This window comes from Streptomyces sp. NBC_00536, from assembly GCF_036346295.1.
Taxonomy (GTDB): Bacteria; Actinomycetota; Actinomycetes; order Streptomycetales; family Streptomycetaceae; genus Streptomyces.
The window spans coordinates 6,136,036-6,146,331 of record NZ_CP107819.1 but is presented as its reverse complement, the minus strand read 5'-3'; the positions used below and the strand labels follow the sequence as shown (position 1 = coordinate 6,146,331).

The 10,296-nt window shown below is 73.3% G+C and carries 1 protein-coding gene; it reads right to left on the bottom strand.

Features of this window, described 5'->3' with window-relative positions:
* Nucleotides 1–22 precede the first annotated feature (22 nt).
* Nucleotides 23–10,276: a type I polyketide synthase gene (locus OHS33_RS27250; RefSeq protein ID WP_330333035.1), complete on the bottom strand. Its 10,254-nt coding sequence runs from the start codon at nucleotides 10,274–10,276 to the stop codon at nucleotides 23–25.
* Nucleotides 10,277–10,296: the final 20 nt, after the last annotated feature.

Sequence of the window (10,296 nt, the reverse complement as noted above, 5' to 3'; positions counted from 1 at the left end):
CTTACTCCGCACTTCGGGCACGTCAGAATCGGTTGCTGTCGTTGTCGTTGCCGCTGGGGCCATCGCGGCCGTCGAGGCCATCGAGGCCGTCGGGATCGCCGCCGCCGTCGAGCGCCAGGTCGAGGAGGTCCTGGAGATCCATCGTGTCGATGGACTCGCCCTCGTCGGCGGTACTCGTGGCAGGGGCGGGGGTGTCGGGTCCGGCGAGCCGGAGCAGCGTGTCCAGGAGCCCCGCCTCGCGGATCCGGCCCAGCGGGATGGCGGCCAGCGTCCGGCGCAGTTCCGCCTCCTGCGGGTCGGTGTCCAGAGCCGGTCCGGCCGGTCCGCCCGCCCCTTCGGGGAAGAGGGTGTGCAGCAGGTGCCGGGTGAGCGCCTGCGGGGTGGGGTAGTCGAAGACGAGGCTGGACGGCAGCCGCAGGCCGCAGGCGGCGCCGAGGCGGTTGCGCAGTTCGACGGCGGTGAGCGAGTCGAAGCCGAGGTCCTTGAAGGCCCGTTCGGCCGCGACCGCGTCAACGGACGGGTGACCCAGGGCCGTTGCCACGTGCTCGCGCACGAGGTCGAGGAGGGCCGCTTCCCTGTCCTGCCCGCTGAGTTCCGTCAGCCGCCGGAGTACGGCGGGGGAAGCGGTCTCCCCCGGTCCTTCCCCGGCCGGGGTGTCCCCGCGCAGTGCGTCCCGTACCTCGGGCAGGTCGCCGATGAGCGGGCGGGGACGGGCCGCGGCGAACACGGGCGCGAAGCGCGCCCAGTCGACATCGGCGACGGTCACCGCTGCTTCCCGGCCCGCGACGGCACGTTCCAGCGCCAGCAGGTTCGTCGCCCGGTCCATGGGCGGCAGACCGCGTCGGCTCAGCTGCTCCTCCGCGTCGCCCTCGCTCGCCATGCCGCCGTCGGCCCAGGGTCCCCAGGCGATCGCCGTGGCGGCGAGTCCGCGGGCCCTGCGCCGTTCGGCGAGCGCGTCGAGGAAGGTGTTGGCGGCCGCGTACGCCCCTTGGCCGCCGCTGCCCCAGACACCGGCGATGGAGGAGAAGAGGACGAAGGCGTCGAGGGAGTCCGGCGCGTCGAACAGCGCGTCGAGATGGACGGCTCCCGCCGTCTTCGCGGCCACGACCCGGGCGAAGCCGGGGAGGTCCGTGCCCGTGCCGGGCGGCTGCGAGACACCGGCGGCGTGCACCACGGCACGCACCGGAGTGCCATCGGCGGCGAGCCGCGCGACGAGCGCTCCGAGCGCGTCCCGGTCGGATACGTCGCAGGCCACGAGGGACACGGCCGCGCCGAACGCGGAGAGTTCCGCCTCGGTCTCGGCCGCGCCGGGCGCATCCGCGCCCCGGCGGCTGACGAGCACGAGCCGTTCGGCACCCCGCTCGGCGAGGTGGCGCGCCACGTGGCGGCCGAGTGCGCCCGTGCCGCCGGTGACGAGCACCGTGCCGCGCGGGGTCCAGGCCGCGGGGCGCGCGCCCGTCGGGGCGGCGGCCCGCACCAGCCGTCGTACCAGGGTGCCGGAGGTACGTACCGCCACCTGGTCCTCGTCGCCCGCTCCGGCGAGCACCGCCATCAGCCGGGACAGGACGCGGTCGTCGCACTCCGCCGGGAGGTCGACGAGACCGCCCCAGCGCTCGGGGTGCTCCAGGGCGACGACCCGGCCGAGGCCCCAGACCTGCGCCTGGGCGGCGCCGCCGAGTGCGTCGCTCCCGGCGGCCGCGACGGCGTCGCGTGTGACACACCACAGCGGTGCGTCGATGCCGCCTTCCGTGAGGGCGGAGGTGAGGGCCAGTCCGACCGGCACGCTCGGGTGTTCGGGGTGGGGCCGCTCGTCCAGCGCGAGGAGGGACAGGACACCGGCCACCGGGCCGCCCGCCACCGCCTCGCGCAGCCGCTCGTCCAGCCGGGCACGCAGCGACGCCGGGTCGCTGTCGGCGACGTCGAGCGTGAACGGTACGACGCCCGCACCGCCTTCGGCCATCCGGTCGGTCAGCGCGCGGACCCACGGATCGTCCGCGTACGGAGCCGGCACGGCCACCAGCCAGGTACCTGCGGGTGTGCCCCGTTCGGCCTCGGACCACGGCTGCCACGCGATGCGGTAGAGCCGGGCGTCCGCCTGCGACTGCGCCTGCTGGTTGCGGCGCCAGTCGGCGAGGGCGGGCAGTACGGAGCTGAGCGGCTGGTCCCCGTCGATCTCCGGCCCACCGGCCAGGGAGCCCAGGTCCGCCCGCTCGACCGCGTCCCAGAAGCGCGCGTCGGCTTCCTGGTCCGCGCGTCCGGACGCCGGACCGCTCGGGGCGGCGGCTTCGGGCCAGTGGCGCTTGCCCTGGAAGGGGTAGGTGGGGAGGTCGACGCGCTGGGCGCCGGTCCCGGCGAAGTACGCCTGCCAGTCGACGGGGATGCCGTGGACATGGGCCGTGGCGAGGGCGGTGGTGACGGTCTCGGGCTCGGAACGGGCCGCCCGGAGTACGGGGGCGAAGATCGCGGTCCCGTCGGTGACGCAGTCCTGGGCGAGGGCGGAGAGGACGCCGTCGGGGCCGAGTTCGATGTAGGTGGTGACCCCGTGGCTCTCCAGGGCGCGGATGCCGTCGAGGAAGCGGACGGGCTCCCGGACGTGGCGGACCCAGAAGTCCGCCGAAGTCATTTCGTCGGTGACGAGGGCGCCGGTGAGATTGGAGACGATGGGGATGCGCGGGCTCTCGTAGACGAGGCCCTCGGCGACCTTGCGGAAGTCGGCGAGCATGCCGTCCATGTGGGGCGAGTGGAAGGCGTGACTGACGGCGAGGCGCTTGGACTTGCGGCCGGTCAGGGACTCGGCGATCGCCACCGCGTCCGCCTCGTCACCCGCGATCACGACCGCCTGCGGGCCGTTGATCGCGGCGATGCTCACCCGGTCCGTCAGCAGCGGCAGGACCTCGTCCTCCGACGCCTGTACGGCGATCATCACGCCGCCGGTCGGCAGCGCGCCCATCAACCGCCCCCGCGCCTCGACCAGAGTGCAGGCGTCGTCCAGGGACAGCACCCCGGCCACATGGGCGGCCGCGATCTCACCGATCGAGTGCCCGGCCAGGACGTCGGGCCGCACGCCCCACGCCTCCAGCAGACGGAACAGCGCCACCTCGACGGCGAAGAGAGCGGGCTGGGTGTGGGCGGTCTCGTTCAGCAGATCCGCATCCGCACCGAACAGCACGTCCTTCAGCGGCAGTTCGAACCGCGCACACACCGCGTCCAGAGCCCGCGCGAAGACGGGATACGCCTCGTACAGCTCACGGCCCATCCCCAGCCGCTGACTCCCCTGCCCCGTGAACAGGAAGGCGAGCCCGCCACCGGAGGTCGTGCCCCGCACCAGACCGGGCACCTGCTCGCCCGCCGCCAGTGCCGCGAGCACCCGCGTCAGGTTCTCCGGGTCGTCGGCGACGAGCGCCGCGCGGTGATCGAGACCTGCGCGTCCGGTGGCCAACGAGTAGGCCAGATCGGCCACTCGGGGTCGGCCGGCCGCCTCCACCACGGGCAGCAACTGCCGCGCCTGGGCCCGGAGGGCGTCGGCGGTCCGGGCCGAGAGGACGTACGGCAGCGTGCCGCGCGCGGGGCTCTCCACCGCGGGCTTCGAGCCGGTCCCGGTACCGGTCTCCGGGGCCTGTTCGATGATGGTGTGGGCGTTGGTGCCGCTGATGCCGAAGGACGACACTCCGGCTCGCCTCGGCCGCTCGGTGAGCGGCCACTCGGCCGACTCCGACAGCAGGGATACCTCGCCCGCCGACCAGTCCACATGCGGGGTCGGCTCGTCGACGTGCAGGGTGCGCGGCAGTACACCATGGCGCATCGCCATGACCATCTTGATGATGCCCGCGACACCGGCCGCGGCCTGCGTGTGACCGATGTTGGACTTGATGGAACCCAGCCACAGCGGGCGGCCCTCGGCACGGTCCTGCCCGTACGTCGCCAGCAGGGCCTGCGCCTCGATCGGGTCACCCAGCTTCGTACCGGTGCCGTGCGCCTCCACCGCATCCACGTCGGCGGCGGACAGCCCCGCACTCGCCAGCGCCGCCCGGATCACGCGCTGCTGCGAAGGACCGTTCGGCGCGGTCAGACCATTGCTCGCACCGTCCTGATTGACAGCCGAACCACGCACCACCGCCAGCACCGGATGCCCGTTCCGCTCGGCATCGGACAACCGCTCCACCAGGAGCATGCCGACGCCTTCGCCCCAGCCGGTACCGTCCGCGGCGGCAGCGAACGCCTTGCACCGGCCGTCGGGCGACAGGCCGCCCTGCTGACTGAACTCGCTGAAGGTGCCGGGGGTCGACATCACCGTCACACCACCGGCGAGCGCCATGCTGCACTCACCGTTGCGCAGGGCCTGGATCGCCCAGTGCAGAGCGACCAGCGAGGACGAGCACGCCGTGTCGACCGTGACCGCCGGACCCTCCAGGCCCAGTGCGTAGGAGACCCGGCCGGACATGACACTGCCCGCGTTGCCGGTCATCACATGGCCGAGGACGCCGTCCGCGCCGGACTGCTCCAATTGCGCGTCGTAGCCGCTGTAGGCGGCGCCGACGAAGACACCGGCCCGGCTGCCGCGCAGCGACGACGGGTCGATGCCCGCGCGCTCGATCGCCTCCCAGGACGTCTCCAGCAGCAGACGCTGCTGCGGGTCCATGGCGAGCGCCTCGCGCGGCGAGATCCCGAAGAAGTCCGCGTCGAACGAGTCGGCGTCGTACAGGAAGCCGCCCGCGAAGGTCCGGCCGTCCTCGTCGGCGTACAACGCGTCGGTGTTCCACCCCCGGTTGCCCGGGAGTCCGGCGATCGCGTCGCCACCGGTCTCGACGAGCCGCCACAGCTCCTCGGGGGTGCGGACACCGCCGGGGTAGCGGCAGCTCATGGCCACGATGGCGATGGGGTCGTCGGCGAGGCCGACGCGCGGGGCGAGGTCCGGCGCGGCGGTTCCGGGCTCCTGCGGGGCGCCGAGGAGGTCGTTGCGCAGCTGCCGGACGAGCGCGGCGGGCGTCGGGTGGTCGAAGACGAGCGTGGTCGGCAGACGGAGTCCGGTGGCGGCGCCCAGCCGGTTGCGCAGCTCGACGGCGGTCAGGGAGTCGAAGCCCAGATCCTTGAACGCGCGTGCGGGGTCGACCTGTTCGGCCGAGGCGTGACCGAGCGCGGAGGCGATCTGCGCCCGTACGAGATCGAGCAGCGCCCGGTCCTGTTCGGGACCGGTGAGGCGGGACAGCCGCTCGGCGAGCGGGGTGCCGCCGTCGGCGCGGGTCTGCGCGGTCCGGCGGCCCGACGTGCCGACGAGCGACCGGAACACCGGGGCGACCGGACCCGGCCCGGCGGCATGGCGCAGGCCGGGGATGTTCAGCCGGGCCGGTACGAGGGCCGGCCGGTCCGCGCTGAGGGCAGCGTCGAACAGCTCCATGCCTTCGGTGGCGGAGAGCGCGCCCATGCCGTGCTGCTCCATGCGCCGCAGCTGGGCCGCGTCGAGTCCGCCGGTCATCCCGCTGGCGTCGGCCCACAGGCCCCAGGCGAGCGAGGTGGCCGGCAGGCCCTGGCAGTGGCGGTGCTGGGCCAGCGCGTCCAGGAAGACGTTGGCTGCCGCGTAGTTGCCCTGGCCCGCACTCCCGAGGGTTCCGGCGATCGCGGAGAAGAGGACGAAGGCGGACAGGGGCAGGTCGCGGGTCAGTTCGTGCAGGTGGAGCGCGGCATCGGCCTTGGGACGCAGGACCGTGTCGAGGCGCTCCGGGGTGAGCGAACCGATCACCCCGTCGTCCAGGACACCGGCCGTGTGGACGACCGCGGTCAGCGGATGCGCGGCGGGAACGGCGGACAGCACCGCCGCCAGCGCGTCCCGGTCACCCGCGTCACACGCCGCCCACGACACCTCCGCACCCAAAGCGGCCAGCTCAGCAGTGAGTTCACCGGCACCCGGGGCGTCGGCACCCCGACGGCTCAGCAGCAGCAGCCGCCGTACGCCGTGGGCGGTGGCCAGGTGCCGGGCGACGATACCGGCGAGCGTGCCGGACCCACCGGTGATCAGGACGGTTCCGGCCGGATCGATACCGGCGGCGTCGGAGCGGGAGTGGGGGTGGGGGTGGGAGGCGGTACGGCTCCGGTTCAGCCGGGGGGCACGTACGACTCCGTCCCGGAGCAGCAACTCCGGCTCGCTGGAGGCGAGTACGGCGGAGAGCGTGGCGTCGACGTTCTCGTCTGCGTCTACGTCTACGTCTACGTCTACGTCTACGAGAACGAAGCGGCCGGGGTTCTCCGTCTCCGCGGAACGCACCAGGCCCCACACCGCGGCGTGCGGCAGGTCCTCGACGCCTTCGCCGGGCCCGGCGACCGCGCCTCGGGTCAGGACGACGAGGCGCGAGGTCTCGAAGCGCTGGTCGTCCAGCCAGGACCGCACCAGGGCGAGCGCCCCGTGCAGGGCATCGTGCAGGGCATCCGCCCCGTTGCCGGTCGGCTGCCGCTCCAAGGGGACGACGACGTAGGGCGGTACGGGAGCGCCCGCGTCGACCGCTGCGCCCAGCGCCGCCAGGTCCGCGTAGCCGGTGGCGGCGCCGAGTACGGCCCACTCCCCGGCGGGAGCGGACGGGCCGTCGGCGAGAGGCAGCCGCACCCAGTCGAGCTGGAACAGCGCGTCGTGCTGGACGACCTGTCCACCTGAACTCGCGTGCAGAGCACCGGAGTCACCCACGAAGGGGCGCGGAGTCAGCCCGCCCACGGTGGCCACGGGTGCACCCAGGTCGTCCGCGAGGTCCAGGCCCACGGCGCCATCGAGGTCCCGCCGTATCCGTACGCGCAGGGCACCGGCGCCCACGGCGTGCAGGGTCACCTCGGACCAGGTGCCCAGCCCGGCTCCCGTTCCGCGCTGCTCGTCGAGTACGAAGGCCGCGTGCGCGGCGGCGTCGAGCAGCGCCGGGTGCAGGCCGAAGGCCTGTGCGTCCGGGCCGCCTTCGGGCAGACGCACCTCGGCGAAGAGGTCACGGTCGCGGCGCCAGACGGCCTCCACGGCACGGAACAGGCCACCGCGCTCGGGCCGGTGGGACGCGTAGAGGTCCGTGATGTCCACGGCCTCGGCCCCGGCGGGCGGCCACTGCGCCAGATCGAACGAGGGTGCGGGGGCGGTGGGTGCGAGCACGCCCCAGGCGTGGCGCTCCCAGGGGGTGTCGGCCGGAGCGGCCTCCGGCCGGGAGGAAACGGTGAAGGAACGGCGGCCCTGAGCGTCGGGCGTCTCGACGAGTACCTGGACGCGCACAGCGCCCTCGGCGGGCAGGGTGAGCGGCACATCGAGCACCAGTGCCTCGACCCGCTCGCAACCTGCCTGATCACCGGCACGCACGGCGAGTTCGACGAATGCGGCACCCGGCAGCACGGTGGTGCCGGACACGGTGTGGTCGGCGAGCCAGGGCTGCGTGCGGAGCGAGAGCCGACCGGTGAACAGCACACTGTCCGAGCCGGCCAGGGTGACGGCCGCGCCGAGCAGCGGGTGCCCGGCCGGGTCTAGCCCCGCTCCGCTCACATCACCGGCTCCGGCGGTGGCGGGCTCCAGCCAGTAGCGCTCGTGCTGGAAGGGGTAGGTGGGGAGGTCGACGCGCTGGGCGCCGGTCCCGGCGTAGAACGCCTGCCAGTCGACGGGGATGCCGTGGACGTGGGCCGCCGCGAGGGCGGTGGTGACGGTCTCCGGCTCGGGGCGGGCCTTGCGGAGTACGGGGATGAAGACGGAGCCTCCGCCACCACCACTCACGCAGTCCTGGGCCAGGGCGGACAGCACACCGTCAGGGCCAAGTTCGACGTACTTCGTGACGCCCGCGGCTTCCAGCGTCCGGATGCCGTCCAGGAAGCGGACGGCTTCGCGGACGTGACGGACCCAGAACTCGGCCGAGCCCATCTCGTCCGTGACCAGGGCCCCGGTGAGGTTGGAGACGACGGGGATGCGCGGAGCCTCGTACGACAGACCCGCGGCCACGGCCCGGAAGTCCTCCAACATGCCGTCCATGTGCGGCGAATGGAACGCGTGACTGACCGTGAGCCGCTTGGACTTGCGGTCGGTGAACGACTCGGCGATCGCCACCGCGTCAGCCTCATCACCAGCAATGACGACCGACTGCGGACCATTGACCGCGGCAATGCTCACCCGGTCGGTGAGCAGCGGCAGCACCTCAGCCTCGGACGCCTGAACGGCGATCATCACGCCACCACCCGGCAGCGCCTGCATCAGCCGCCCACGAGCCTCGACCAGAGTGCACGCATCCTCCAGGGACAGCACCCCGACCACATGGGCGGCCGCGATCTCACCGATCGAATGCCCAGCCACAAAGTCGGGCTTCACGCCCCACGACTCCACGAGCCGGAACAACGCCACCTCGACCGCGAACAACGCGGGCTGGGTGTACGCGGTCTCGTCCATCACGGCGGCGTCGGCCCCGAACAGCGCCTCCTTGAGCGACAGTTCCAGCCGCGCACACACCGCATCGAGCGCGTCCGCGAACACCGGATACGTCTCGTACAGCTCCCGGCCCATCCCCAGCCGCTGACTCCCCTGCCCCGTGAACAGGAACGCCAGTCCGCCCTCGGTCACCCTGCCCTGCACCAGGTCTGCGGACTCCACGCCCTCGGCAAGCGCGGAGAGGGCGGTTCCGAAGTCCTCCCGCGTACGCCCGAGAAGCACGGCACGGTGCTCAAGGGCCGCGCGGGTGGTGGCCAGCGAGTAGCCGATGTCGAGGGGGCGCTCGGGTGCGGCCGAACCGTCGGGGCCGTGGGTGGTGAGCAGGCTGGCGGCCTGGGCGCGCAGCGCCGCGGTGCCCCTGCCGGAGAGCGTCCAGGGCAGGACCGCCGGGACCGTGGCCGGGACGGCGGGAGCGGCGGCGGGCTCGGAGCCGGACACGGACTCGGACTCGGCGTCCGGCTCGGGGGCCTGTTCGATGATGGTGTGCGCGTTGGTGCCGCTCACGCCGAAGGCGGAAACGGCCGCGCGGCGGGGCGCGCCGGTCTCGGGCCAGGGCATCGGCTCGGTGAGCAGTGAGACGGCGCCCGCGGTCCAGTCGACGTTCGGGGTCGGCTCGTCGACGTGCAGGGTCTGCGGCAGCACACCGTGGCGCATCGCCATGACCATCTTGATGATGCCCGCGACACCGGCTGCGGCCTGCGTGTGGCCGATGTTGGACTTGAGGGACCCGAGGCGCAGGGGGCGGCCCTCGGGGCGGTCCTGCCCGTAGGTCGCGAGGAGTGCCTGGGCCTCGATGGGGTCGCCGAGCGTGGTGCCCGTGCCGTGGGCCTCGACTACGTCGACTTCGGCCGCCGAAAGTCGGGCGTTCTCCAGGGCCTGGCGGATGACGCGCTGCTGTGCTGGCCCGTTGGGGGCGGTCAGGCCGTTGCTGGCGCCGTCCTGGTTGACCGCGGAGCCACGGACCACGGCGAGGACGGGGTGGCCGTTGCGGCGGGCGTCGGAGAGGCGCTCCACCAGGAGGACGCCGACGCCTTCGGACCAGCCGGTGCCGTCGGCGGACGCGGCGAAGGACTTGCAGCGGCCGTCGGGCGACAGGCCGCGCTGGCGGCTGAACTCGACGAACACGTCGGGGCTGGGCATCACGCACACGCCGCCGACCAGTGCGAGCGAGCACTCGCGCTGGCGCAGGGCCTGGGTGGCGAGGTGCAGGGCCACGAGGGAGGAGGAGCAGGCCGTGTCGACGGTGGCCGCGGGGCCCTCCAGTCCGAACACGTAGCTGACCCGGCCGGACAGGACGCTGGTGGCGCCGCCGGTCAGCAGCAGTCCCTCCAGCCCTTCCGGTGCTTCCTTGAGGTCGGCTCCGTACCCCATCGCGCCCGCGCCGACATAAACGCCGGTGCGGCTGCCGCGTACCGCCGAGGGGGCAATGCCCGCGCGCTCGAACACCTCCCACGAGGTCTCCAGGAGCTGGCGCTGCTGCGGGTCCATGGCGAGCGCTTCGCGCGGCGATATGCCGAAGAATCCGGGATCGAATGCGGTGGCCTCGCGGAGGAATCCGCCGCCGGTGTTGTAAAAGGTGCCCTTGCGGTCGGGGTCCGGGTCGGCGAGCGACTCGATGTCCCAGCCGCGGTCGGCGGGGAATCCGGTGATGGCGTCGCCGCCCTCGTCCACCAGGCGCCACAAATCCTCCGGGGACCCCACCCCGTTGGGGAACCGGCAGCTCATCGCGACGATCGCGATCGGTTCCTGGGCGTCCGCCTCGACCTCCTGGAGGCGACGGCGGGAGCGCCGCAGCTCATTGGTCATCCACTTCAGGTTTTCGAGAAGCTTTTCTTCGTTCGCGCTGGTCACTGGAACGTCACCTCCTGGGG